Origin of the sequence: Pseudomonas sp. CAM1A (assembly GCF_047501685.1) — a bacterium.
Taxonomy (GTDB): domain Bacteria; phylum Pseudomonadota; class Gammaproteobacteria; order Pseudomonadales; family Pseudomonadaceae; genus Aquipseudomonas.
Window position 1 is genome coordinate 188930 of sequence record NZ_JBFNXP010000006.1, and the last position, 25394, is coordinate 214323.

Here is a 25394-nt window from a genome sequence, read left to right on the forward strand (position 1 = left end):
CCAGCGAAATACGTACTAGTGCGTGCTGATTCTTTCCTTAGCATCGCCGTCGCGCTTCTCATCTTTCGCGACAATCTCCGGAGCCACATCTGGCAAGGGCTCCGGGGCGTATTGCAGCGCAATTTGGAGGACTTCGTCAATCCATTTGACCGGTTTGATCTGAAGATCCTGTTTGATGTTTTCCGGAATCTCCTTCAAGTCGCGAACATTCTCTTCCGGAATGATCACCGTCTTGATCCCGCCACGGTGTGCCGCCAGGAGTTTTTCCTTGAGCCCGCCAATGGCCAGGACCTGACCACGCAAGGTGATCTCACCGGTCATTGCGACGTCGGCACGAACCGGGATCTGGGTCAGGGCCGACACCAGCGCGGTGCACATGCCAATACCGGCGCTCGGGCCATCCTTGGGCGTGGCACCTTCGGGCATGTGGATGTGAACGTCGCGCTTTTCGTGGAAGTCTGCAGCGATCCCCAGGCTTTGAGCGCGGCTGCGCACCACCGTCTGCGCGGCAGTGATCGACTCGACCATGACGTCGCCGAGCGAACCGGTCTTGATCAATTGCCCCTTGCCGGGAATGACCACGGCCTCGATGGTCAGCAGTTCGCCACCCACCTGGGTCCAGGCAAGGCCGGTCACCTGGCCGATCTGATCCTGCTGCTCGGCCAGGCCGTAGCGGAACTTGCGCACGCCCAGCAGCTGCTCGAGCTGCTCGCCGGTCACCTTGACCTTCACCTGCTTGGCGCCGGTGTGCTCCTTGACCACTTTGCGGCAGACCTTGGCAATCTGGCGCTCCAGGCCACGCACGCCGGCCTCGCGGGTGTAGTAGCGAATGATGTCGCGGATGGCCGAGACGTCGACCTCCAGCTCATCCTTCTTCAAACCATTGGCCTTGACCTGCTTGGGCACCAGGTACTTGACCGCGATGTTGATCTTCTCGTCCTCGGTGTAGCCCGGCAGGCGGATGACTTCCATGCGGTCAAGCAGCGCCGGCGGGATGTTCATCGAGTTCGAGGTGCACAGGAACATCACGTCCGAGAGGTCGTAGTCGACCTCCAGGTAGTGGTCGTTGAAGTTGTGGTTCTGCTCGGGGTCGAGCACCTCCAGCAACGCCGAGGCCGGGTCACCGCGCATGTCGCTACCCATCTTGTCGATCTCGTCGAGCAGGAACAGCGGATTGCGTACACCGACCTTGGTCATTTTCTGAATCAGACGACCGGGCATCGAACCGATGTAGGTACGACGGTGGCCACGGATCTCGGCTTCGTCCCGCACGCCCCCCAGGGCCATGCGCACGAACTTGCGGTTGGTGGCGGCGGCGATCGACTCGGCCAGCGAGGTCTTGCCCACGCCAGGTGGACCGACCAGGCACAGCACCGGGCCACGGATCTTCTTCACCCGCTTCTGCACGGCGAGATACTCGAGGATGCGTTCCTTGACCTCTTCCAGGCCATAATGGTCCGCGTCGAGAATCTCCTCGGCCTTGGTCAGGTCCAGGCGCACCTTGCTCTGGGCTTTCCACGGCACCTGCACCAGCCAGTCGAGGTACGAGCGCACTACGGTGGCTTCGGCCGACATCGGCGACATCTGCTTGAGCTTGTTCAGCTCGGCCTGGGCCTTGGCCAGGGCGTCCTTGGGCAGGCCTGCGGCGTCGATGCGCTTTTTCAGCTCCTCGACTTCGTTGTGGCCTTCGTCGCCATCGCCAAGCTCCTTCTGAATGGCCTTCATCTGCTCATTCAGGTAGTACTCGCGCTGGCTGCGCTCCATCTGCTTCTTCACCCGACCACGGATGCGTTTCTCGACCTGCAGCAGGTCGATCTCGGCATCGAGCAGCGCCAGCACGTGCTCGACGCGGGCCTGCAGGTCGACGATCTCGAGGATTTCCTGCTTCTGCTCGATCTTCAACGCCATGTGCGCGGCCATGGTATCGACCAGGCGACCAGGCTCTTCGATGCTGTTGAGCGAGGACAACACTTCAGCTGGGACTTTCTTGCCCAGTTGCACGTATTGCTCGAACTGCGACAGCAAGGTGCGCACGAAGACCTCGGACTCGCGCTCGGCGGTCTCGACTTCGTCGATCAGGCTGACTTCGGCACGGATATGGCCATCGACTTCGTTGAAGCGCTCGACAGCGCCACGCTGCTCACCCTCGACCAGCACCTTGACGGTGCCATCGGGCAGCTTGAGCAGTTGCAGCACGGTAGCGACGGTGCCCACGCGATACAGGGCGTCTTCGCCTGGATCGTCGTCGGCAGGATTCTTCTGGGCCAGCAGGAGGATCTGCTTCTCGCCCGTCATCGCGGCCTCGAGGGCCTCGATGGACTTCTCACGCCCCACGAACAGTGGGATGACCATGTGCGGGTAGACGACAACGTCGCGCAATGGCAAAAGAGGCAAGTCGAGGGTGGTCTTCATGATTTCGCCTCTACAGCGGCCATGTGGCCGGAAACCGTTGGAAATGGTGCTTGGGGCTAATGTGGGGGCAGCCCTGGGAAATTACAAGCGCCCAGGCCATGAAATGCAAAAAGGGGCCAAAAAGGCCCCTTCCTGTTGCTACCCCGTTCCCGATCAGGCGTCGGGAGCGGCCTTGGCTTGCGGCTCGCTGTTCTCGTAGATCAGCAGCGGCTGCGAAGAGCCTTCGATGACGCTCTCGTCGATCACCACTTTGCTGACATCCTTCTGCGAAGGAATCTCGTACATGGTGTCGAGCAGCACGCCCTCGAGGATCGAACGCAGGCCACGGGCGCCGGTCTTGCGCTCCAGAGCTTTGCGCGCAACGGCCTTGAGTGCATCGCTGCGGAACTCGAGGTCGACGCTTTCCATCTCGAACAGCCTGGCGTATTGCTTGGTCAGCGCGTTCTTCGGCTCGGTGAGGATCTGCATCAGCGCAGCCTCGTCCAGCTCGTCCAGCGTCGCCAGAACCGGCAGACGGCCGACGAACTCCGGAATCAGGCCGAACTTGACCAGATCGTCCGGCTCGACCTCACGCAGCGACTCGCCGACCTTCTTGCCCTCTTCCTTGCTGCGCACTTCGGCACTGAAGCCGATGCCGCCCTTGGTGGAGCGGTTCTGGATGACCTTTTCCAGGCCAGAGAACGCGCCACCGCAGATGAACAGGATGTTGCGGGTATCAACCTGCAGGAACTCCTGTTGCGGGTGCTTGCGACCGCCTTGCGGCGGCACCGAGGCAACAGTGCCCTCGATCAGCTTCAACAGCGCCTGCTGCACGCCCTCGCCCGAGACGTCACGGGTGATGGACGGGTTGTCCGACTTGCGCGAGATCTTGTCGATCTCGTCGATGTAGACAATGCCCATCTGGGCCTTTTCCACGTCGTAGTCGCACTTCTGCAGCAGTTTCTGAATGATGTTCTCGACGTCCTCACCGACATAACCAGCTTCGGTCAGGGTGGTGGCATCGGCAATGGTGAACGGTACGTTCAGCAGGCGCGCGAGTGTCTCGGCCAGCAGCGTCTTGCCCGAGCCGGTCGGCCCGATCAGCAGGATGTTGCTCTTGCCCAGTTCGACTTCGTCGCCCTTCTTGTCACGCTGGTTCAGGCGCTTGTAGTGGTTGTACACCGCTACCGCCAGCACCTTTTTCGCGCGTTCCTGACCAATCACGTACTGGTCCAGGATACCGCTGATTTCTTTCGGCGAGGGTAGCTTGTGCGCGTTGCTCTCGGCCTGGGCTTCCTGCACCTCCTCACGGATGATGTCGTTGCACAGGTCGACGCACTCGTCGCAGATAAATACCGAGGGGCCGGCAATCAACTTGCGCACTTCGTGCTGGCTTTTGCCGCAGAAGGAGCAATAGAGCAATTTGCCGTTGTCCTCGCCGTTACGGGTGTCAGTCATTCGATCGATCCAATCCGGTAGGCTTGAAACACAAGATGAAGGCAATCGCTGGCTTTTTCAAGTCCGCGGGTAGGCGCAATCTGCACCTACCCGCTCTGGCGCATTGCTTCAGGATGCCAGTTGCCGCTTGTCGTAGACCGAGTCGATCAGGCCGTACTCGGCCGCGCGCGCAGCGCTCATGAAGTTGTCACGCTCGGTGTCGCGCTTGATGGTTTCCAGCGGCTGGCCGGTGTGATGGGCCAACAGCTCGTTCAGGCGCGCCTTGATGTTGAGGATTTCCTGGGCGTGGATCTCGATATCGGTCGCCTGGCCCTGGAAGCCGCCCAGCGGCTGGTGAATCATCACCCGCGAGTTGGGCAGGCAGTGGCGCTTGCCGGCTGCACCAGCGGCGAGCAGGAAGGCGCCCATGCTGCAGGCCTGGCCGATACAGATGGTCGAGACGTCCGGCTTGATGAACTGCATAGTGTCGTAGATCGACATGCCAGCCGTCACGGAACCGCCTGGGGAGTTGATGTAAAGATGGATATCCTTGTCCGGGTTTTCCGCCTCAAGGAACAGCAGTTGCGCCACTACCAGGTTGGCCATGTAGTCCTCTACAGGGCCAACCAGGAAGATCACGCGCTCCTTCAGGAGGCGCGAATAGATGTCGTAGGCGCGTTCGCCACGGGCGGACTGCTCGATAACCATCGGGACCAGGCCGCCCGCGGCCTGGATGTCAGAGCTCTGCTGAATATAAGAATTGCGGGACATGTCCTGCACTCACTCCCAAATAGTCATGGCTTGAATACGCACAAGCCAGCGCGAAGGCTGGCTTGTGGGGGTTTCCTACGAGAGTAGCCTGTTACTCAGCGTCGGCGGCTGCCTGGGCTGGCTTCACGGCTTCTTCGTACGAGACCGATTTGTCGGTCACAGTCGCTTTCTGCAGGACAGTATCTACAACTTGTTCTTCCAGTACAACCGAACGCACTTCGTTCAGTTGCTGGTCGTTCTTGTAGTACCAGGCGATGACCTGCTCAGGCTCCTGGTAGGCCGAGGCCATCTCTTCGATGACTTCGCGAACCTTGGCTTCGTCCGGCTTCAGGTCGAACTGCTTGACCACTTCGGCAACGATCAGACCCAGGACCACGCGGCGCTTGGCCTGCTCTTCGAACATCTCGGCTGGCAGCTGCTCAGGCTTGATGTTGCCACCGAACTGCTGAACGGCCTGCACGCGCAGACGGTTGACTTCGTTTTCCAGCAGGGCTTTCGGCACGTCGACCGGGTTGGCGGCCAGCAGACCGTCCATGACCTGGTTCTTGACCTTGGTCTTGATGGCCTGGCGCAGTTCACGCTCCATGTTCTTGCGAACTTCGGCGCGGAAGCCTTCCAGGGTCGACTCCTTGATGCCGAACTGGGCGAAGAAGGCTTCGTTCAGTTCTGGCAGCACAGGAGCCGAAACGCTGTTGACGGTAATGGTGAACTCGGCGGCCTTGCCTGCCAGGTCCAGGTTCTGGTAGTCCTCTGGGAAGGTCACGTTGACCACGCGCTCTTCGCCAGCCTTGGCGCCAACCAGGCCTTCTTCGAAGCCTGGGATCATGCGGCCAGAACCCAGCACCAGCTGGGTGCCCTTGGCCGAACCACCGGCGAAGGCTTCACCGTCGATCTTGCCGACGAAGTCGATGTTGACCTGGTCGTCGTTCTGCGCGGCGCGCTCGACGGCTTCGAAGCGGGTGTTCTGCTTGCGCAGGACTTCCAGCATGTTGTCCAGATCGGTGTCAGCCACTTCGGCGCTCAGGCGCTCGACGGCGATCGAATCGAAACCGGCAACGGTGAACTCAGGGAAGACTTCGAAGATGGCGACGAACTCGAGGTCCTTGCCTTTTTCGAACGATTTTGGCTCGACGGCAGGCGCGCCGGCCGGGTTCAGCTTCTGCTCGACGATGGCTTCGTAGAAGGACGCCTGGACCAGGTCACCGAAGGCTTCCTGACGGGCATCGGCCTCGAAACGCTGGCGGATCACGCTCATCGGCACCTTGCCCGGGCGGAAGCCCGCGATCTTGGCGCGCTTGGCAGTCTGCTGCAGACGCTTGTTGACTTCGTTCTCGACGCGCTCGGCCGGAACGGCGATGGTCATGCGGCGCTCGAGAGCGGAAGTGTTTTCAACAGAAACTTGCATGGATATTCCTCGTTGCACAGACGTTAGCCGGCGATAACCCGACTCCAGAATCAAGGGCAAACATTCTAGTGACTCGCGCACCAGAAGTCACCCCACCCGGATTGTCGGCGAAACACGCCGGTCGATTTCCTTGGAAGGCCCGCACGACGGGGCGTCGAGCCTATTCATGTAACGACCGCGCGCCACCTCGAATGCCGCGCAGTTGTAAAACCTTGTCAAACAAACAACAGCCTGGGCGATCGCCAGTTTTATTGCGGTTCGATCTCGTTGAACTGGCAGTATTCTTCCCAAGCCAGGCCCAACGCCTCGGCCACCTCGCGGTGCACCTCCAGGCGCATGGCCTGCAACTGCTCCGGCGATTCGGCGATCAACTGCAACGCGTACTCCCAGGGCTGGACACCCTGCTCCTGGGCTGCATCCTCGAACGCCCATTCGATCTGCTGGGCCTGCTCGCGGGCATCCAGCTCACGGACTTCTTCGAGCAACTGCGGATTGGCCTCGGCGAAACGCTGCAGCGCCAGGGCCTGGCGCGCCTCTTTTGCAATCATTTGCGCAACTCCTCTGGCAGCCTGTTCGGCCAGGTATTCAACCGGCTGAAATCTAACAGCTTTTATCGCCTGACCACCAGTAGCCACAGGCACTGGATGGCAGAAACAAAAAAGGCGCCCGATCATTCGATCTGGGCGCCTTCTTCAAATATGGGGTGGACGATGGGAATCGAACCCACGACAACCGGAATCACAATCCGGCGCTCTACCAACTGAGCTACGCCCACCATAATGCAGTGTTGCGGTACAGCCTTACAGAAACATGGTGCGGACGAAGAGACTCGAACTCTTACAGCTTGCGCCGCTGGAACCTAAATCCAGTGTGTCTACCAATTTCACCACGTCCGCATGAAACGCTTAGAACAAGGGCGCCGGATCATTAATCGAGGCGCCCCTGAAAAATCTGGGGTGGACGATGGGAATCGAACCCACGACAACCGGAATCACAATCCGGCGCTCTACCAACTGAGCTACGCCCACCATAACGCGCTGCTGCTTACTTGCCCGAGCCTAATGGCGCACCCGGCAGGACTCGAACCTGCGACCATCCGCTTAGAAGGCGGATGCTCTATCCAGCTGAGCTACGGGCGCTTAAGCTTCCAGCCAAACCGAACAAGCGAATCACTTATTCTGCCCGGCTTTGCCAACCCGTGCCAGGCAGTGCCCGACAAGTGCGGCGAATCTTATAGGCGACCCTGAGAGGCGTCAACACCTTTCGCAAAAAAATTTAAATTATTGAAGGGGTTAGGGGATTTGCCCGACCACCCGCCTTTGCCCTTGGGCCATGTCGTGCGAGAATGTGCGCTTCTTATATATGTTCCCTTCTCGATGGTTAATCACGCGTCTATGACTGCACACCTTATCGATGGCAAGGCGATCGCCGCCAACCTGCGCCAGCAGATCGCCCAACGTGTCGCCGAGCGCCGCCAGCAGGGCCTGCGCACGCCAGGCCTGGCGGTGATCCTGGTCGGCAGCGACCCGGCCTCCCAAGTCTATGTCTCGCACAAGCGCAAGGACTGTGAAGAGGTCGGCTTCATTTCCCAGGCGTTCGACCTGCCCAGCGATACCACGCAGCAAGCTTTGGCCGATCTGATCGACCGGCTCAACGACGACCCGGCAGTCGACGGCATTCTCCTGCAACTGCCACTGCCGGAGCATCTGGACGCCTCGCTGCTACTCGAGCGCATCCGCCCGGACAAGGACGTGGACGGTTTCCACCCCTACAACATCGGCCGCCTGGCCCAGCGCATCCCGCTGCTGCGCCCGTGCACCCCGAAAGGCATCATGACCCTGCTGCACAGCACCGGCCAGGACCTGTACGGCATGAACGCGGTGATCGTCGGCGCGTCCAACATCGTCGGCCGGCCGATGGCCATGGAGCTGCTGCTGGCCGGCTGCACCGTCACCGTCTGCCACCGTTTCACCAAGGACCTGGCCGGCCACGTCGGCCGCGCCGACCTGGTGGTAGTCGCTGCCGGCAAGCCGGGCCTGGTCAAGGGTGAGTGGGTCAAGGAAGGCGCCATCGTCATCGACGTCGGCATCAACCGCCAGGAAGACGGCAAGCTGGTCGGCGACGTGGTCTACGAGACCGCCCTGCCCCGCGCCGGCTGGATCACCCCGGTGCCGGGCGGCGTGGGCCCGATGACCCGGGCGTGCCTGCTGGAGAACACCCTGTATGCGGCTGAAGAGCTGCACAAGTAATTAAGGTGTTCCGGCAATAAAGAAAACGGCGCCCTTCGAGGCGCCGTTTCTCTTTGACTCCCGCCCCACCAAAACCGCATACAGCCGATTTGGCTGCCAGCCCATCCACTTCAGCTGTTTCTGGCTGCCCCCCACTCACGCTTCAGCCGGGATCTCTTCCCGATCCCCCCGACAATGGTCACACAGCCCACCTGTGGATGCGTGCCCAATGCAAACAACAAATACCGTCCTCATGATTCGCCCGGCGCGGTTCGCCTTCAACCCCGACACCGCCGCCAACAACCGCTTCCAGCAAGCGCCGCTGGACCCTGAGACCGCCAGCGCAAAGGCCCTGGAAGAGTTCGACGGGTACGTCGACAGCCTGCGCCAGCACGGCGTCGACGTACTGGTGGTGCAGGACACCCCGGAGCCCCATACCCCTGACTCGATCTTCCCCAACAACTGCTGGAGCAGCCATGCCGACGGCAGCCTGGTGCTCTACCCGATGGAGGGCAAGAACCGCCGCCTGGAACGCAGCAAGGGTGTACTGGGCGTGCTGAGCGAACGCTTCGCCATCCAGCGCACCATCGACCTGAGCCCGCTGGAGCAGCAGAATCTGTTCCTCGAAGGCACCGGCAGCATGGTCCTGGACCGCGAGCACCGCATCAGCTACGCCTGCCACTCCGGGCGCACCCACGAACGCGCCCTGCGCCAGTTCGCCGAGCACCTGGACTACCGCCTGTGCCTGTTCCACGCCATGGACCGCCAGCAGGCGCCGATCTACCACAGCAACGTGATGATGAATGTCGGCCGCCAGCTCGCCGTGGCCTGCCTCGATGCCCTGCCCCACCCAGACGAACGCCGCGCACTGGAGCATTCGCTGCGCGACACCGGCAAACAGGTGCTGGCGCTGAACTTCGATCAGCTGGAGAACTTCGCCGGCAACATGCTCGAGGTCCACGACCGCGACGGCCGCTCGCTGCTGGTGATGTCGCGCAGCGCCTGGCGCTCGCTCGGTGCGCAGCAGCGCCGCCAGGTCGAGCGCCACAGCCATCCGCTGGTGGTGAACATCGACCATATCGAACGCATCGGCGGCGGCAGCGCCCGCTGCATGCTCGCCGAAATCCACCTGCCCTCGCGCCACTGACCCGCCAAGGAGAACCATCATGACCCGCTACATCGACGTAAATGACCTCGCCCGCCTGGTCAACCGCAAGGGCCTGCCCACCTGCCTGGCCGAGATGGCCGAGTACATCCGCCAGGACTACCTGCGCTGGCACGACTTCGAGAAATGCGCGCGCCTGGCCAACCACTCGCCGGACGGGGTGATCGAGCTGATGCCGGTGTCCGACGCCAGCCTGTACGCCTTCAAGTACGTCAACGGCCACCCGAAGAACACCCACAACGGCCTGCTCACCGTGATGGCCTTCGGCGCCCTGGGCGATGTCGATACCGGCGCACCGGTGCTGCTCAGCGAGATGACCCTGACCACCGCGATCCGTACCGCCGCCACCTCGGCCCTGGCCGCCCGCTACCTGGCGCGCCCGGACAGCAAGCGCATGGCGCTGATCGGCAACGGCTCGCAAAGCGAGTTCCAGGCCATCGCCTTCCACACCCTGCTGGGCATCGAGGAGATCCACCTGTTCGACATCGACCGCGGCGCCTCTGAAAAGCTGGCAGCCAACCTGGCCGGCTACCCGCAACTGAAGCTGACCATCGCCGGCAGCGTGGCCGAGGCAGTACACGGCGCCGACATCATCACCACGGTCACCGCCGACAAGGCCTACGCCACTATCCTCACCCCGGAGCTGATCGAGCCGGGCATGCACCTCAATGCCGTGGGCGGCGACTGCCCGGGCAAGACCGAGCTGCACCGCGACATCGTCGAGCGTGCCCGGGTGATCGTCGAGTACGAACCGCAGAGCCGGATCGAAGGCGAGATCCAGCAGATGCCCGCCGACTCGCCGACCACCGAGTTCTGGCAGGTGGTCGAGGGCAGCGCCGCAGGCCGTGAGAACGCCGGGCAGGTCACGTTGTTCGACTCGGTCGGCTTCGCCCTGGAGGACTACTCGGCGCTGCGCTATGTGCTGGACGTGGCCCGCGCTCTGGACATCGGGCATGACATTGCGCTGGTGCCTGAACTGGAGAACCCGAAGGATCTGTTTGCCTTGCTGCAGCCAAAAGGGCTTGAGCGCAAGGCCAGTGCTGCCTGACCGAACATGCGGGGCCGCCTGGCGGCCCCAATCACCGAAACGGCTGTCGCACATCCATAAATCTTTGTCGGAACAGCCGTTTCGGCTGCAAGTAGCCCACCAACAGCCGAATCCGGCCTCCCATGCGCTGGCAAACGACACAAAAAACCTGTCTATCTCGCGCATTCTGAGCGCGACCAATGAGTCACCGACGGACCTACACGCATCAACCGCCCTACTACCAATAACAACACCCAGGGACCCAAGACCATGTTCTCCATGCGAAAACGCCTCGGCGTGCTGCTGTTCTCGTTGTGTGCCACCAGCGCTGCCCAGGCCAAGGAGTGGACCGAGATCCGCTTCGGCGTCTTCCCCGAATACCCACCTTTCGAATCCGTCGCCGCCGATGGCAGCCTGCAAGGCTTCGACATCGACCTGGGCAATGCCATCTGCGCCAAGCTGCAGGTCAAGTGCACCTGGGTGCACAACGAGTTCGACGGCATGATCCCGGCCCTGCGCGCCCGCAAGTTCGACGCCATCATGTCCTCCATGGCCGTCACCCCGGCACGCCTGAAGCAGATCGACTTCACCAGCCGCTTGTTCCTCAGCCCCACCTCGGTGATCGTGCGCAAGTCGGCCGACTTCGGCGACACCACCGAATCGCTCAAGGGCAAGCAGGTCGGCGTGCTCCAGGGTTCGCTGCAGGAAGCCTACGCCCGTGCCGTGCTGGCGCCGCAGGGCGCGCAGGTCAAGGCCTACCAGAGCCAGGACCAGAACTACGCCGACCTGATCAATGGCCGCCTCGACGCCACCGTCACCGACAAGCTCGAAGCCCAGCTCAACTTCCTCTCCAAGCCCGAAGGCGCCGACTTCAGGAGCGGTCCGGCGATCAAGGACCCAACCTTACCGCTGGACATCGCCATGGGCCTGCGCAAGAGCGATCCCGAACTCAAGGCCCTGCTCGACAAGGGCATCGCCATGATCCATGCCGACGGCACCTACGCCGAGATCCAGAAGAAGTACGTCGGCGACGTGGATATCTACAACGAGTGACCCGGCGGGCCGCCTGCCTCCCTGTGGGAGCGGGCTGGCCCCGCGATAGCCTCCCCGCGAGATCCCTCCTATGCACGACTTCCTCACAAGCGGCCTGCAAGGCTTCGGCCCGCTGCTGGCTCAGGGCACCTGGATGACCCTCAAGCTGGCCCTGCTGTCACTGGCACTGAGCCTCACACTGGGTCTGGTCGGTGCCAGTGCCAAGCTGTCGCGATCCAGGCTGCTGCGCCTCCCGGCCACCCTCTACACCACGCTGATCCGCAGCGTCCCCGACCTGGTGCTGATCCTGCTGATCTTCTACAGCATGCAGATCTGGCTCAACGACCTGACCGAGATGCTGGGCTGGGACTATGTCGAAATCGACCCGTTCAGCGCCGGGGTAGTCACCCTGGGCTTCATCTACGGCGCCTACTTCACCGAGAACTTCCGCGGCGCCATCCTCAGCGTACCCACCGGGCAGCTGGAGGCCGCCACCGCCTATGGCCTGAGCCGGGCACAGCGGTTTCGGCTGGTGCTGTTCCCGCAACTGATGCGTTTCGCCCTGCCGGGGCTGGGCAACAACTGGCTGGTATTGCTCAAGTCCACCGCGCTGGTGTCGATCATCGGCCTGGCCGACCTGGTCAAGGCCGCGCAGAACGCCGGCAAGACCACCAATGACATGCTGTTCTTCCTGTGCCTGGCGGGCCTGGTCTACCTGGTCATCACCACCTTGTCCAATCGCCTGCTCAAGCACCTCGAGCGGCGCTACAACACCGGCATCAAGGAGCTGGCGCGATGATCGAACTCCTTCAGGAATACGGCCTGGCCTACCTCTATAACGATGGCACTGGTCTGTCGGGCCTGGCCATGACCCTCTGGCTGTTTCTGGCCAGCATGGTGCTGGGCTTCGCCTTGTCGCTGCCCCTGGCCCTGGCGCGTACTTCGCGTCATGCCTGGCTGCGCCTGCCGGTGCAGCTTTACACCTTCGTATTCCGCGGCACGCCGCTCTATATCCAGCTGCTGATCTGCTACACCGGGCTCTACAGCCTGCAGGTGGTACGCGACCACGCCCTGCTCGACCAGTTTTTCCGCAACGCGCTCAACTGCACCTTGTTGGCGTTCGTGCTCAACACCTGCGCCTACACCGTGGAAATCTTCGCCGGGGCCATCCGCAACCTGCCGGCCGGCGAGCTGGAGGCGGCCCAGGCCTATGGCCTGCGCGGCTGGAAGCTCAACCTGTTCCTGGTGCTGCCCGCCGCCCTGCGCCGCTCGCTGCCGGCCTACAGCAACGAGCTGATCCTGATGCTGCATGCCACTTCGCTAGCCTTTACCGCCACCGTCGCCGACATCCTCAAGGTCGCCCGCGACGCCAACGCCGCAACTTTCCTGACCTTCCAGGCCTTCGGCGTGGCCGCCCTACTGTACATGCTGCTGTCCTTCGCCCTGGTCGGTCTGTTCCGCGTGGCCGAACGGCGCTGGATGCGCTTCCTTGACCCTGTACGAGGCTGAACCCATGAACGCTACCGCACTGCCACTCACCACCTTCGAACAGGCACCTACAGCCCGTGCCCATGCCGGCACCCTCAAGCTCAGCGTCGAGGGCCTGCACAAGTACTACGGCGAGCACCAGGTGCTCAAGGGCGTCTCGCTGCAGGCGCGCAAGGGCGACGTGATCAGCCTGATCGGCGCCAGCGGCTCGGGCAAGAGCACCTTCCTGCGCTGCATCAACTTCCTCGAGCAACCCAATGCCGGCAGCATCACCCTCGACGGCCAGACCCTGCAGATCAACCCCGGCACCCGCACCCCGCCGCCGGCCCAGTTGCAGAACCTGCGCACACGCCTGGCCATGGTGTTCCAGCACTTCAACCTGTGGAGCCACCTGACGGTGCTTGAGAACATCTGCCTGGCGCCGCGCAAGGTGCTGGGTGTCAGCGCCGGCGAAGCCGAGGCGCGGGCGCGCAAGTACCTGGACAAGGTCGGCCTGCCGGCCCGCGCCGCCGACCAGTACCCGGCGTTTCTCTCCGGCGGCCAGCAACAGCGCGTCGCCATCGCCCGGGCGCTGGCCATGGAGCCGGAAATCATCCTGTTCGACGAGCCCACCTCGGCACTCGACCCGGAATTGGTCGGCGAAGTGCTCAAGGTGATACAGACGCTCGCCGAGGAAGGACGTACCATGCTCATGGTCACCCATGAAATGGGGTTCGCCCGCCAGGTGTCGAGCCAGGTGCTGTTCCTGCACCAGGGCCTGGTCGAGGAAAACGGCAGCGCCGAGATCCTCGACCGGCCACAGAGCGAGCGCCTGCGGCAGTTCCTCTCCAACCGTCTCAAGTGAAGTCAAGCCGTATATGGATAGCAAGGCCATCAGCTCCACCGCGGCACCGCTGGATCGCATCGACGAAGCGATCATCGACGTGCTGCGCCACCACGGAAGGATCACCTACGAAAAGCTCTCCACCCTTGTGCACCTGACCCCCAGGCCCTGCCTGGAGCGGGTGCGCAAGCTGGAGCGGCGCGGGGTTATACGCGGATACGGGGCGATCATCGACCTGCAGCAGGTTTCCCCTGGGCTGTCGCTGCTGGTACTGGTGGCCTTGTCCAACCAGAGCGGGCGCTCGGCGCAACGGGCCTTCGAAGCCACCGTGCGCGCCTGCCCGCAGGTCTACGAGTGCCAGCTGATCAGCGGGCACTTCGACTACAGCCTGCGCATGCGTTGCCGCGACATGGAGCATTACCGGGTGCTGACCGAGACCTGGATGAACAACGACGAGCTGCATATCGACAAGCTGGTGGCGCACCCGGAACTGGCGGCGGTGAAGAGTACCGCGCCGCAGGTGTAACACCGCGGCGGTACCCGGCTACCCCGCTGCGCGGCATCCCCTTCGCTAGCCTCGCTGCTTTCCCCACAGGAGAGCAGCATGCTTTTTTCGTCGCACCTGAGCGTCATCCCCCAGCGCCACCCAGACTGGCACAGGCAGGCCAGCCCCGGGCAACGCGCCTACCTGCGACAACGCGTTCTCGCCAGCTACCGCGCCAGCCGCAATGTGGCCCAGGCGCTAAAGCCGGTAAAGGCCATCGATGCCTTTTGCCGCCCATTGCTGGAAACCGCCCTCGCCCACTGGTTCCCCGGGGCCGCGCTGCCAGCGCTGGACGATGCCGTGCTCTGGAATGTCGCCGAGGGACGCCAGATGCCCTGGCTGGAGGCCGCCCTGCAGAACTTCGAGGCGCACGCCAAGGTGCGACTTTACCGCGCCGGTCATACCAACCATCAGCTCCCGCTCGACAGCGCACGCTTCGTCAGCGGTGTGCGCAACCTCGACCTGGGCCAGCGCTACCTTGACCACCTGGGGGCGCAGGTGGACACCGACGTCTTTCGCGCCCTGCTGCGCAGACAGGACCGCGCCGCGTTTGCCGCCGAGCTGACCGAGGCACGGCTGCGTGGCCGGATCGACAGTCGCGGCGAATGCCTGGGCGAGGTGGTGCTGTCCGGCGCCTGCGCGCTGACATTCGATGACGGTGTACGCCATGTGCAATGCGGGTATCTCAGCCTGTTCGGCATCCCGCTCGGCGGCCCCCTGCTGGTGCGCCTGGAGCCCGTGCAGGCGCAGGAGCCCTGCCTGCTGTACCTCCCCGGCCATGCCCAGGCGATCCGCCAGTACCCCTCCCTGCAGGCCCTCGGCCAAGCGCTGACCGAGGCGCTGTGGCAACACCAGGAGCGCGCCTTCTTCAGTCGCTATGTCAGCCAGGCGCAGCAGGCGCAGTTCGTGTCGCGGCTGCGCGCCACGCTCTACCCCCGCTACCCCTATGCCGGCCTGCAGGCCGGGCCCCTGGTACTGGAAAAAGGCCAGCGCTTCGATTGGCTCAATCGGATGTTCCCGTCCCCCACCGACCTCTGGCAGGAGACCCTGGACAAGAACGCGCGATTGCCGATGACCTTCACCCCCTGGCCGGGCAACGCCTTCGAGGCAAGGGCACGCACTCAGGTCCAGCGCCAGCTGGCCGATGCCGCCTGCCTTGCGGTGCCCGTCGCGCAACGCGATGCCACGGCATTGCGGACACGCATCGAAGGCTGGCTGGGGCTGGGGATGACAGTGCTCAATATCGCCGCGTTCTTCGTGCCGATGCTGGGCGAGGTGATGATGGTGATCGGTGGCGCGCAGTTGGTCGGGGCATTCCTCGACGGCGTGCACGCGGCAAACGAGGGCGATGTCGAGGGCGCCATCGCGCACCTGTTCGATGTGCTGGAAAACCTCGCCCAAGTGGCCGCATTGGGCGCCGCCGGCGTGACTGCCCAACGGCAGGGGTTACTGCATGAATGGATACCGGTCGAGCGAGCAGGGCAACGGCGCCTGTGGCAAGGCGACCTCACCCCGTTTACCCGGCCGCGCCCCTGGCCAGCGGGCGCCCGGGCGGGCCGCGACGGGCTGTTTCACTGGAACGCAAAACACTGGCTGCAGCACGATGGGCAGGCCTTCCCTCTCGAACCCGCCGGCAAGGGTGGCTGGCGTCTGGCCAAGGCCCGTGGCGTGCAGCATCGGCCGGTACTGCACGGCGACGGCTACTGGTTGCTGGACCACGAACAACCCCTGGGCTGGAATGAGCAGCAACTGCTGGAGCGCGCCTGGCCGGCCGGCGCAGGCCTCGAACCACAGGCCCGGGCACTGCGTTGCAGTGGCTACGACAGTGCCGTGATTCGACGGGCACTGACCAACCGTCGGGCCTTGCCAGCGCTGCTCGCCGATAGCTTCGAAGCCTTCAGCGGCCAGGCTGGTGAAGGCCAAGCTAGCGCGCTGCCAGGTAGCGAGGTGCTGAGCCGCGACTTCCCCGGGCTCAGCCCTCGAGCCTGCAACGAAATCCTGGCCGAGGCCGCCCCCACTGATCTCAGCAGGCTCGCCACCCTCTCGCGGGTGCCCCTGGCGATCGCCGAAAAGGCCCGCCTGTACCTGCGCGAGATCCGCATCAACAAGGCGCTGGCACGCCTGCACCTGGAAACGGGCAGCGCGCTGGACCGCGACGCCCTGGTGTTCCGTGCCCTGGAGCGCCTGCCCGGCTGGTCCGGCGAGGTGCGCCTGGAACTTTGGGAAAACGGCCAGCTGCAGGAGGCCGCCGGCAAGCCGGGGCAGTCGGTCAAATCGTTATGGCGATCGTCCGCGCGCTATGAGCCCCGCGATCAACAAGGCCAGCCGCTGGCCAGCGCCGGCGACCTGTTCCAGGCCATCCTGCAGGCCCTGCCCGACAGCGAGCGCCAGGCGCTGGGGCTGCAGATCCACGATGCAGCCCGATTGCGTGAAACGCTGTTCGAACTGGCCGCCGGCAACCGTCGGCAAACGGCCCTGGACCTCGGTATGGCGCCCGTGCGCCCGCTGTATCGCCTGCCAACGCGCCTGCCTGGTAATGGCCGCCTGGGGTACCGGCTCAGCGGCCATGGCCGTCACGGATGGCTCAGCGCGGATGAACTGTTCGATCAACTCTACCCGTCCACACAGGAGGGCGACCGCGAGCTGCTGCGCACCGCCTTGCGGCAACAGGCCGGCCCCCGGCCAGGCGCCTTCACGCAACTGCTCGAGCGTTTGCGGGCCGAGTATTCCCAGCTGGACGAAAGCCTGCGGCGCTGGGTACACGATGCCGATGGCATTGAAGTAGGCGGCCTGGAGCAGCGACGCGTGCATCGCGGGGTCATGGCCGAGCGCATCCGCACGGCCTGGCGCCGCGACAACCCGCCTGACACCCTCGCCAACTTCGACTACGTGGTCCTGCTTGTGCACGGCCTGCATGTGGGCGATTTGCCTACCCTGCCCGTGCAGTTGCCCCATGTCAGGCAACTGACCGTGAACGGCCTGGCGGGTGGTGAAAGCACCAACCTGAACGGTTTCCTCCACGCCTTCCCCCAGGCGCGCTACCTCGACCTCTCGGAAAATGCCCTGAGCGGCCTGCCTCCGTTTCTCGGCGAACTGTCCGCCCTGGAGACCTTGGACCTGTCGGAAAACCGCCTCGACCTCGACGGTGACGACGCTCTCGCCACGCTGGCACGGCTGACCCGCCTGGTGCACCTGAACCTCACGGCTGCGATCGACACCCTGTCGGTGCGCACCCTCGAACAACTCGGCAGGCTGCCTGCACTGAGCACCCTCCAGGCGGATGTCAACGAGCTGGAACTGGGCGCCGCCCACTTCCTCGCACTGCAACGCTGGCCCTCGCTGCGCGTGCTGTTGCTGGGCCAGAACCAGATCGAGCTGGACGAGGCCGCGCGCACCGCGCTTGCCGGACTGAATCGCCTGAGCCGCCTGTCATTGAGCGAAAACCCGCTGGAGCTGGCACCGGACGTCAGCGGCTGGACAGCGCTGGAAGAGCTGGACCTGGAAAGCACCGGCATCGTCGAATGGCCGGCCGGCCTGCAGCAACTGCTTGAACAGCACCCTCTGGCACTGCGCGAACTGGACCTTAGCCGCAACGGCCTGACCGAGGCGCCCGACCTGACCGGCAGCAGCTTCGCCAGCGCCATCCGCGCGGGAGAAACCGATCTGTTCTATTCCTTCCTGGGCAACCCGTTCACCGACGCGGCCCTGGAGCGCCTAAATAGCGCAGGCCTGGACACCCCTGCATACGCCGGTCCCCCCCCGCAATGGTCCGAGGACTGGCCGCAGGTGCTGCTGGACCACATCGCCGAGACCGCGCCGGAACCACAGTGGGCGCCCTTGTACGAGCTGTTCCAGCGCCTGCCCGACACGGTTGACTTCCAGCGCAACCCGGCCGCCCTGCGCCAGCGCATGCAACAGGTGCTGCAAATACTCGTCGATGCCCAAGCACCCGGCGATACTTGGGGCCAGGCGCAATTGCAGCAGCAGATCAATGACCTGCTCAACGATGCCGGCCAGGCTTGCGTCGACCAGACCAGCCTGCTGTTCCAACAGGTCGAGACAGAGGTCATCGTCTGGCGCGCCGCAAGCCGCGCCAATCCAGGCACCGCTGATGAACAGGTCGCCGTCGGCTGCGCCAGGGGCATGCTCCGCCAACACCTGCTCGACGCCAGGGTCGGCGACCTTTACAACGCTCGGCTCGCCCGGCGCCAGGCACTGCGTGAGGGGCAAGCCGCCGTGCCGCCGCTGCTGGCGGGAGACGATATCAGTGACGCGAGCCTGAGCGAGGCAGACTACCTGCTCGACGAAGTGGAAATGGCCCTGCATGCACGGATGCACCTGCGTGACGCCCTTGGGCTGCCGCCACAACCCCAGGACATCGCCTTCGACTACCTGGCACGAATGAGCGAGGGCACCTTGCAAGGTTTGGCCAACACCGTGCAGGCCGCCAGCGATGGGCCGCACCTGGTCGATTGGGTGGTTGACCAGCCGTTCTGGCGCGCCTGGCTGCAGCGCCTGCAGCCGCAGGCGTTCGAACAGTTCGAACACACCTGGGCGGGCGCCTCGGAGTATTTCGACACACTCAGCGAAGCCAGCACGACATTCGGCGCCTATGTCGGCTCGACGGTCCCACCCATCTTTGTGCAGGCACTGGAGCGGGAGGTACCCGAGCTGACCTGGCGCATCGAAGGCGTGCTGCAACGCATCGACCTGGTGTCGAACCGCTATGCGAACGAGAGCGCGCTGTACCAGCGCATTGCCGCGCTGTTGCTGAACAGCCGCGATGGCGCCAGGCAAACCTTGCTGCGACAGCTGACCACGACCATGGTCCAGGCCAATCCGCGGTAACTTGGCAGGCCTGGTGAACGCGGCCACACAAAGGCTGTGTCGATCAGCTAGCCGAGAGCGCCGGCTCTGCCGGCGCTACACCACACCACTGCGCTGGCTGGCGGTACGCGGCCACCCACCCCGCCACCGCCTCCACCGGCATCGGCCGGGCGATCCCGTAGCCCTGCGCCAACTCGCACCCCAACTCCATCAGCACCCGCCCGTGCTCGATCGTCTCCACCCCCTCGGCCACCACCTCGCGACCGAACGCCCGCGCCAGACCAATCACCGCACCGGTCAGGGCCAGGTCGTCATGGTCATGGAGGATGTCGCGCACGAAAGACTTGTCGATCTTGATGGTCTGCGCCGGCAGGCGCTTGAGGTAGCTCAGCGAGGAGTAGCCGGTGCCGAAATCATCCAGCGAGAAACGCACGCCCAGAGCCCGGCAGGCATCCAGGCAGCGGCCGACCCGCGGCAGGTTGTCGATCGCTACCGACTCGACGATCTCCAGGTCCAGGCGCCCTGGCGACACCCCGGGATGGCTCGCCAGCAACCGCTCCAGGCGCTGGGCGAAGTCGCCGCGCTGCAACTGGCGGGCGGCGATGTTGACGCTCAGTGACCAGTCGCGCCCGGACAGCTGCCACTGCTGCAACTGGGTCAGGGCCTGGTCGATGACCCACTCGCCCAGCTCGACGATCAGGTCGGTCTGCTCCACGAAAGGCAGGAACTCCCCCGGCGGCACCGGCCCCTTGGACGGGTGCATCCAGCGCAGCAAGGCCTCGAAGCCCACCACCTGGCCACTGCACATGTTCACCTTGGGCTGGTAGTGCAGGCACAGTTCGCCCAGGCGCAAGGCCTGCCGCACCCGCGCCACGGTCTGATGGGTGGCCTTGAGTTCGAGTTCCTGGGACACGTCGAACAGGTGGTAGCGATTGCGTCCACGCTGCTTGGCCACGTACATGGCCTGGTCGGCGTGGCGCACCAGGGTGTCGGCGTCCTCGTCATCCTGCGGGAACAGAGTGACGCCGATGCTCGCGCTCAGGCTCAGCGCGTGATCGCGCACCACATACGGAGCGGCCAGCGCCTGGAGGATGCGCCGTAACGCGGCGTCGAGCTGCTGCGGACCTTCGATATGCCGCAGGATCAGCACGAATTCGTCCCCCGACAGGCGCGCCACCGCATCACCACCGCGCAGGATGTTCTGCAGGCGTTGGGCGACCTCCACCAGCAGCAGGTCGCCGGTGGCATGGCCGTAGCCGTCGTTGACCGCCTTGAAGCCATCGAGGTCGAGCATGCAGACAGCCAGGGGAATGCTTTCGCGCCGGGAGAACGCCAGGGCCTGGTTGAGCAGGTCGGACAGGTAGGCACGGTTGGGCAGGCCGGTCAGCACGTCGTGCCCCACGCGCCACTGCAGGGTGTGCAGCAACTGGCGCTTCTCGGTGACGTCGAAGCGGATCGACACGTACTTGCGCACCTTGCCGGTGTGCGGGTCGATCAGCGGCACCATGGTGCTGTCCACCCAGTACAACGAGCCGTCCTTGGCCCGGTTGCAGATCTCGCCCTTCCACACCCGGCCGGCGGCCAGGGCGCGCCACATCTCGAGGAAGAAGGTCGGTTCGTGCAGCCCGGAATTGAGGATGCGGTGGTTGGCCCCCAACAGCTCCTCGCGGCTGTAGCCGGAGATGCTGCAAAACTGCTGGTTGACGTAGGTAATGCAACCGCGCAGGTCGGTTTCGGAAAAGATCGCGGCCGCGTCCACGGCCGCGCGGTAGTTGTCGTCCATAACCTTGGCAACCTAGCGGTTGAAGCGTTCCACCAGGGCGCGCAGCCCGGCGCACACCTGCTCGAGCTCCGCGCCGCGCACGGCGGCGGCATTGGCGTGGCGCGCGCTTTGCTGGACCGTGCCCGCCACCCCGTTGATCTGCCGCGAGACATCCTCGGCAACGCTGGATTGTTCGTGCGACGCCGCGGCCATCTGCTGGCTCATGTCACTGATGCGTTGTACCGCGTGGCGAATGCCTTGCAAGGCTTCCTGGGTCAGGGCGACCTGGGTCACGCCCTGTTGCGCACCCTCGATACCCTGGCTGGCGATGTTCACCGCCTGCTCGGCGCCACCGCGCAAACTGTCGATGATCGCCTGGATATGCAGGGTGGATTGGCGGGTCTTGTCAGCCAGGGCGCGGACTTCATCGGCGACCACCGCAAAACCGCGGCCCTGCTCGCCAGCCCGGGCGGCTTCGATGGCAGCGTTGAGCGCCAGCAGGTTGGTCTGCTCGGCGATGGCACGGATCATCCCGGCCGCCTCGGCTATGGCACCGGTCTGACCGGCCAGGTCGTTGACCGCCTGGTTGATCTGCCCGACCGTGCCGGCCAGGCTCTGGATCGCCGCCCCCGTGGCGTCGGCCACCTGGCTGCCCTGCCCGGCCAGCAGGTACGCGGTCTGCGCCTGCTCGGCAGTCAGTTGCACGTGGCCGGCGACCTCGCCAATCGAGGCCGCCATCTCGGTCATGGCGGTTGCGGTCAGGTCGGTCTCGGCGCGCTGTTCGAGCAACGCCGATTCGGTGTTGCGCGACAGCCGCCCGGCATCCTGGGCAGCGCCGGCCATCTGCGCGGCTAGGTCACTCAGGCGGGTAAGCGCGGTTTTCAGGCGCGCCTCCTCGCTGATCAGGATCAGTTCCAGCTGCCCGGCGGCGCCCGGCAGGTCGCTGTAGGTCAAGGCCGCGACCGGGTCGCTGAAGGTGTTGTCCGCCACCTGGACGATACGCCGCAAGTGGCGCCTCATACGCCTTTGTGCCCACAGGCCGACACCCGCGAACAGCGCCAGTGTCAGGCCTTGGGCAGGCAGCTCGGGCAGCAGCTGGTTGCCGGCGATGGCCACGGCTCCCGCCAGCAGCGGCAGCGCCATGGCCCGACCGAGCAATGCCAGGCGCCGGGCCGGCGACAGCGCCGCCCTGCCCTCGCGCAAGCGGGCATACAACGCTTCGGCACGGGCCACCTGTTCGCGGGTCGGGCGCACGCGCACTGACTCGTAGCCAATTACCTTGCCATTCTCGAGCATCGGCGTGACGTAGGCGTTGACCCAGTAGAAGTTGCCGTTGCGGCAGCGGTTCTTGACGATACCCATCCAGCTGCGGCCGGCCTTGAGGTACTGCCACATCAACTCGAACACCGCCTCGGGCATGTCCGGATGGCGCACCAGGTTGTGCGGGCTGCCGATCAGCTCGTCGTGGCTGTAGCCGCTGATGGCGGCGAACTCGGCATTGCAGTAGGTGATCAGGCTGGCCGTGTCGGTCGCCGAAATCAGCCGCTGGTGCTCGGGAAAGCTTTGCTCGACCGGATTGACCGGCAGGTTCAGACGCACGATGTGACTCCATTCATACACAGCCCGACGCATGACCTGACAGGAGGCCAGGGGCGCCGGAACCGTTCATCCTGGATCAGTTCCAATGTCCGACAACGCTTGCACACGGGCCGGCAGATGGCCGGATCGCCCTGGACAACTACTTGAATGACTGATCAATCAAAGCGGCGAATTCTACGAATTCCATCACATTTTGCAAATAAAGGTGACGAATCATGGCGTTGCGCCATATCGACATATATCGTTAAGTGCTTGATTCTAAATGGGAATTGAGCGATGACGAGAACAGGTCTAGGTCCAGCCCTGCGCCGCTACCGCAAACTGGCGGGCTTCACTCAGGCGCAACTGGGCGAGCGAACCGGCTTCGACCCCAAGACCATCAGCCGCTTCGAAACCGGCACCTACACCCCTAGTATCGAGTCGTTGGTGAGCTTTGCCGAGGCGCTGGGGGTCAAGCCAAAAGCGTTTTTCACCGACCCCGATGACGTGGAAGAACAACGCGCGTACCTCTTCGGCGTCATTCACAACGCGCCACCAAAAGACCTCGGCAAGCTGATCGCCGCCGTCGATCAGGTGCTCGCCAAACCGTGAAATCCCCCCCCGCACCACGCTAGAGCAGACTGCCCGTCCGCGCACCACAACCGGTCAGACCGGTAAGGCCAAAAACCCTTGCAATGTCGGAAAAATCGGCGTTTTATAGCCCTCGCAGTGAACAAACCGGTAAGACCACAATAATTAAGTCCTGCACTCTTTCGCTCCGTGTGGCTTGGGGGGCAAGGACACCGACCAGAGACTCCTCCCATGCTCAAATGGTGTTCGCGTTCGATTTTCCTCCAGGTTGTACTCGGCCTCGCCCTCGGCGTGATCTGCGGCCTGAGCTTCCCCGACCTGTCCCTGCAACTCAAACCCCTGGGTGACGGCTTCATCAAGCTGATCAAGATGCTTATCGGCCTGATCGTGTTCTGCGTGGTGGTCAGCGGCATTTCCGGCGCCGGCGACCTGAAGAAGGTCGGGCGCATCGGCCTGAAATCGGTGATCTACTTCGAGGTGCTGACCACCCTGGCGCTGGTCATCGGCCTGGTGTTCGCCTTCTCAACCGGCATCGGCAGCGGCGCCAACATCCACCTCGACCAGCTGTCCAGTGCCGATGCCGGCGCCCTGGCCGACCGTGGCGCGCATATCCACGGCACCACCGCCTTCCTCATGGACCTGATCCCCACCTCGGTGGTGGGTGCCTTCGCCGACAACAACATCCTCCAGGTACTGCTGTTCTCGGTGCTGTTCGGCAGCGCCCTGAACCTGGTCGGTGAGTCGGCCTCGGGCATTTCCCGGCTGATCAACGAACTCAGCCACGTGATCTTCCGCATCATGGGCATGATCGTGCGCCTGGCCCCCATCGGCGTATTCGGCGCCATCGCCTTCACCACCAGCAAGTACGGCCTGAGCTCGCTGCAGCACCTGGGTGGCCTGGTGGCGCTGTTCTACCTGACCTGCGCCGGCTTCGTGCTGATCATCCTCGGCACGGTGATGCGTCTGTCCGGGCTCAAGCTGCTGCCGTTCATCAAGTACCTGCGCGAAGAACTGTCCATCGTCCTCGGCACCGCCTCCTCCGACGCCGTGCTGCCGCAGGTGATGCGCAAGCTCGAGCACCTGGGCATCGGCAGCTCCACCGTCGGCCTGGTGATCCCCACCGGCTACTCGTTCAACCTCGATGGTTTCTCGATCTACCTGACCCTGGCCATCGTGTTCATCGCCAACGCCACTGGCACGCCGCTGGCCATGACCGACCTGCTGACCATTCTTCTGGTGTCGTTGGTGACTTCCAAGGGCGCCCACGGCATCCCAGGCTCGGCCCTGGTGATTCTCGCCGCCACCCTGACCGCAGTCCCGGCGATCCCGGTGGTCGGCCTGGTGCTGGTGCTGGCCGTGGACTGGTTCATGGGCATCGGCCGGGCGCTGACCAACCTGATCGGCAACTGCGTCGCCACCGTGGCCATCGCCCGCTGGGAGAAGGACATCGACCTGGAACGCGCCAACAATGTGCTGGCCAACAAACCCGGCTTCGCCCCGGCCACCCGCAAACAGGGCCAACCCCATCAACAGGAATTCTAAGCCCAAGGCCGCCGGCGCCCCGCGCCGGCCCAGCAAGGGCAAAGATGCAGCGTCAACCAAGGAGCGAACCGTGATCAGCTCTTCGACCGTAGTCAATTCAGTGGTGGAGAAACTCCGCCAGGCCCTGGCCCGTGGCCAGTGGCGCAGCGGCGACATGTTGCCCGGCCAGCGCGAGCTGGCCGAACAGCTGGGCATCAGCCGGCCCAGCCTGCGCGAGGCGGTGATCGTGCTGGAAACCCTGGGGCTGGTGCGCTCGATGCCGGGCAAGGGCGTGCTGGTGCTCGATGCCGACGCCAGCCAGGCGCAAGAGCCGGACACCATCGCCGAGGCCAGCCTGGCCGACGTGCTCGAGCTGCGCTACACCCTCGAGCCCTTCATTGCCGGCCTGGTGGCGCAATCAGCCGGCAGCCAGGACATCGGCCAGTTGCGCCTGACCCTGATGGACATGCGCGAAGCCCTCGATGCCGGCGACAGCGAGGCCGGCATCAATGCCTACATCGCCTTCCACGAGGCGCTGTTCGCGCTGACCACCAATCCGATCTTCCAGAGTGTTGTGCAGCAGACCGGCAACGCCCTCAAACAGAGCGCCGACATGCTGCGCAACTCGCCCGAGCACCTGGCCGCGCGCCTCAGCGAAAACGAGGCGGTGGTACGCGCCATCCGCGAGCGCAACAGCGCCAAGGCCAGCCAGCAGATGCGCCAGCACATCCTCGCCGAGGGCCAGCGCATGGGCATCGCCCTGAATATCCCGGACGACCAACCAGGCAACTGAACAAAGAAGGA

19 protein-coding genes, 4 tRNA genes and 1 pseudogene are annotated in these 25394 nt (G+C 64.2%); 12 read left to right on the forward strand and 12 right to left on the reverse strand.

The genetic code is table 11. The features are described from left to right. Positions 1-15: 15 nt before the first annotated feature. The 9 genes from lon to ABZO33_RS16465 form a co-directional block, all read right to left on the reverse strand. Positions 16-2412 carry an endopeptidase La gene (lon, locus tag ABZO33_RS16425; RefSeq protein WP_102683237.1) on the reverse strand — a complete coding sequence of 799 codons (2397 nt, stop codon included), beginning with the start codon at positions 2410-2412 and terminating at the stop codon, positions 16-18. 153 nt (positions 2413-2565) lie between these two features. Continuing rightward, the gene (clpX, locus tag ABZO33_RS16430; protein ID WP_414536893.1) at positions 2566-3849 is read right to left on the reverse strand and encodes an ATP-dependent Clp protease ATP-binding subunit ClpX; all 1284 of its coding nucleotides are present in this window, start codon (positions 3847-3849) and stop codon (positions 2566-2568) included. 108 nt (positions 3850-3957) lie between these two features. Continuing rightward, a complete protein-coding gene (gene clpP, locus ABZO33_RS16435; RefSeq protein ID WP_023629742.1) occupies positions 3958-4599 on the reverse strand; it encodes an ATP-dependent Clp endopeptidase proteolytic subunit ClpP in 642 nt (213 codons plus the stop codon). A 91-nt stretch (positions 4600-4690) separates the two neighbouring features. Beyond that, positions 4691-6004: a trigger factor gene (gene tig / locus ABZO33_RS16440; protein ID WP_414536894.1), complete on the reverse strand. Its 1314-nt coding sequence runs from the start codon at positions 6002-6004 to the stop codon at positions 4691-4693. A 248-nt stretch (positions 6005-6252) separates the two neighbouring features. Then, on the reverse strand, positions 6253-6552 hold the full coding sequence (locus tag ABZO33_RS16445; protein ID WP_367858415.1) for a DUF6388 family protein: 300 nt from the start codon (positions 6550-6552) through the stop codon (positions 6253-6255). A 151-nt stretch (positions 6553-6703) separates the two neighbouring features. After that, a tRNA-His gene (locus tag ABZO33_RS16450) sits at positions 6704-6779 on the reverse strand. Between the two features lie 36 nt (positions 6780-6815). Further along, positions 6816-6900 (reverse strand) — tRNA-Leu (locus ABZO33_RS16455). Between the two features lie 56 nt (positions 6901-6956). Continuing rightward, positions 6957-7032, reverse strand: a tRNA-His gene (locus ABZO33_RS16460). 34 nt (positions 7033-7066) lie between these two features. After that, positions 7067-7143 (reverse strand) — tRNA-Arg (locus ABZO33_RS16465). A gap of 255 nt (positions 7144-7398) precedes the next feature. On the opposite strand from ABZO33_RS16465, the gene folD reads away from it, so the two are divergent. The 9 genes from folD (at position 7399) to ABZO33_RS16510 (ending at position 19159) form a co-directional block, all read left to right on the forward strand. Further along, positions 7399-8253 (forward strand): bifunctional methylenetetrahydrofolate dehydrogenase/methenyltetrahydrofolate cyclohydrolase FolD, encoded by an 855-nt coding sequence (gene folD / locus ABZO33_RS16470; RefSeq protein ID WP_160290970.1) that lies wholly within the window; start codon positions 7399-7401, stop codon positions 8251-8253. Between the two features lie 208 nt (positions 8254-8461). Continuing rightward, positions 8462-9379 carry a citrulline utilization hydrolase CtlX gene (gene ctlX, locus ABZO33_RS16475; protein ID WP_414536895.1) on the forward strand — a complete coding sequence of 306 codons (918 nt, stop codon included), beginning with the start codon at positions 8462-8464 and terminating at the stop codon, positions 9377-9379. A gap of 19 nt (positions 9380-9398) precedes the next feature. Beyond that, positions 9399-10445 (forward strand): ornithine cyclodeaminase, encoded by a 1047-nt coding sequence (locus tag ABZO33_RS16480; RefSeq protein ID WP_414536896.1) that lies wholly within the window; start codon positions 9399-9401, stop codon positions 10443-10445. A gap of 249 nt (positions 10446-10694) precedes the next feature. Further along, on the forward strand, positions 10695-11477 hold the full coding sequence (locus ABZO33_RS16485) for an ABC transporter substrate-binding protein (RefSeq protein ID WP_414536897.1): 783 nt from the start codon (positions 10695-10697) through the stop codon (positions 11475-11477). Positions 11478-11547: 70 nt separating this feature from the next. Further along, positions 11548-12255, forward strand: coding sequence for an ABC transporter permease (locus tag ABZO33_RS16490; RefSeq protein ID WP_414536898.1), 708 nt, complete (start codon positions 11548-11550; stop codon positions 12253-12255). Beyond that, on the forward strand, positions 12252-12965 hold the full coding sequence (locus ABZO33_RS16495) for an ABC transporter permease (RefSeq protein ID WP_401109250.1): 714 nt from the start codon (positions 12252-12254) through the stop codon (positions 12963-12965). Before ABZO33_RS16490 ends, ABZO33_RS16495 begins: the two co-directional genes overlap by 4 nt. A 4-nt stretch (positions 12966-12969) precedes the next feature. Then, positions 12970-13788 (forward strand): ABC transporter ATP-binding protein, encoded by an 819-nt coding sequence (locus ABZO33_RS16500; RefSeq protein ID WP_414536899.1) that lies wholly within the window; start codon positions 12970-12972, stop codon positions 13786-13788. 13 nt (positions 13789-13801) lie between these two features. Next, positions 13802-14293 carry an Lrp/AsnC family transcriptional regulator gene (locus ABZO33_RS16505; protein ID WP_414536900.1) on the forward strand — a complete coding sequence of 164 codons (492 nt, stop codon included), beginning with the start codon at positions 13802-13804 and terminating at the stop codon, positions 14291-14293. A 78-nt stretch (positions 14294-14371) separates the two neighbouring features. Beyond that, positions 14372-19159 (forward strand): dermonecrotic toxin domain-containing protein, encoded by a 4788-nt coding sequence (locus ABZO33_RS16510; RefSeq protein ID WP_414536901.1) that lies wholly within the window; start codon positions 14372-14374, stop codon positions 19157-19159. Between the two features lie 43 nt (positions 19160-19202). On the opposite strand, the gene ABZO33_RS16515 is transcribed toward ABZO33_RS16510, so the two are convergent. The 3 genes and pseudogenes from ABZO33_RS16515 to ABZO33_RS16525 form a co-directional block, all read right to left on the reverse strand. Beyond that, entirely contained in the window at positions 19203-20921 is a 1719-nt protein-coding gene (locus ABZO33_RS16515) for a putative bifunctional diguanylate cyclase/phosphodiesterase (RefSeq protein WP_414536902.1), read from the reverse strand. Between the two features lie 12 nt (positions 20922-20933). Beyond that, a complete protein-coding gene (locus ABZO33_RS16520; protein WP_414536925.1) occupies positions 20934-22043 on the reverse strand; it encodes a methyl-accepting chemotaxis protein in 1110 nt (369 codons plus the stop codon). Positions 22044-22217: 174 nt separating this feature from the next. Continuing rightward, positions 22218-22532, reverse strand: a pseudogene (locus ABZO33_RS16525) (PAS domain-containing protein); the annotation flags it as partial. A 243-nt stretch (positions 22533-22775) separates the two neighbouring features. Here ABZO33_RS16525 and ABZO33_RS16530 point away from each other — a divergent pair. The 3 genes from ABZO33_RS16530 (at position 22776) to ABZO33_RS16540 (ending at position 25383) form a co-directional block, all read left to right on the forward strand. After that, complete coding sequence (locus ABZO33_RS16530; protein ID WP_046854877.1) at positions 22776-23090, forward strand: helix-turn-helix domain-containing protein; 315 nt, start codon at positions 22776-22778, stop codon at positions 23088-23090. Positions 23091-23300: 210 nt separating this feature from the next. Beyond that, positions 23301-24611: a C4-dicarboxylate transporter DctA gene (locus ABZO33_RS16535; protein ID WP_046854876.1), complete on the forward strand. Its 1311-nt coding sequence runs from the start codon at positions 23301-23303 to the stop codon at positions 24609-24611. 70 nt (positions 24612-24681) lie between these two features. Beyond that, complete coding sequence (locus tag ABZO33_RS16540; protein ID WP_094011278.1) at positions 24682-25383, forward strand: FadR/GntR family transcriptional regulator; 702 nt, start codon at positions 24682-24684, stop codon at positions 25381-25383. The last annotated feature ends 11 nt before the right edge of the window (positions 25384-25394 follow it).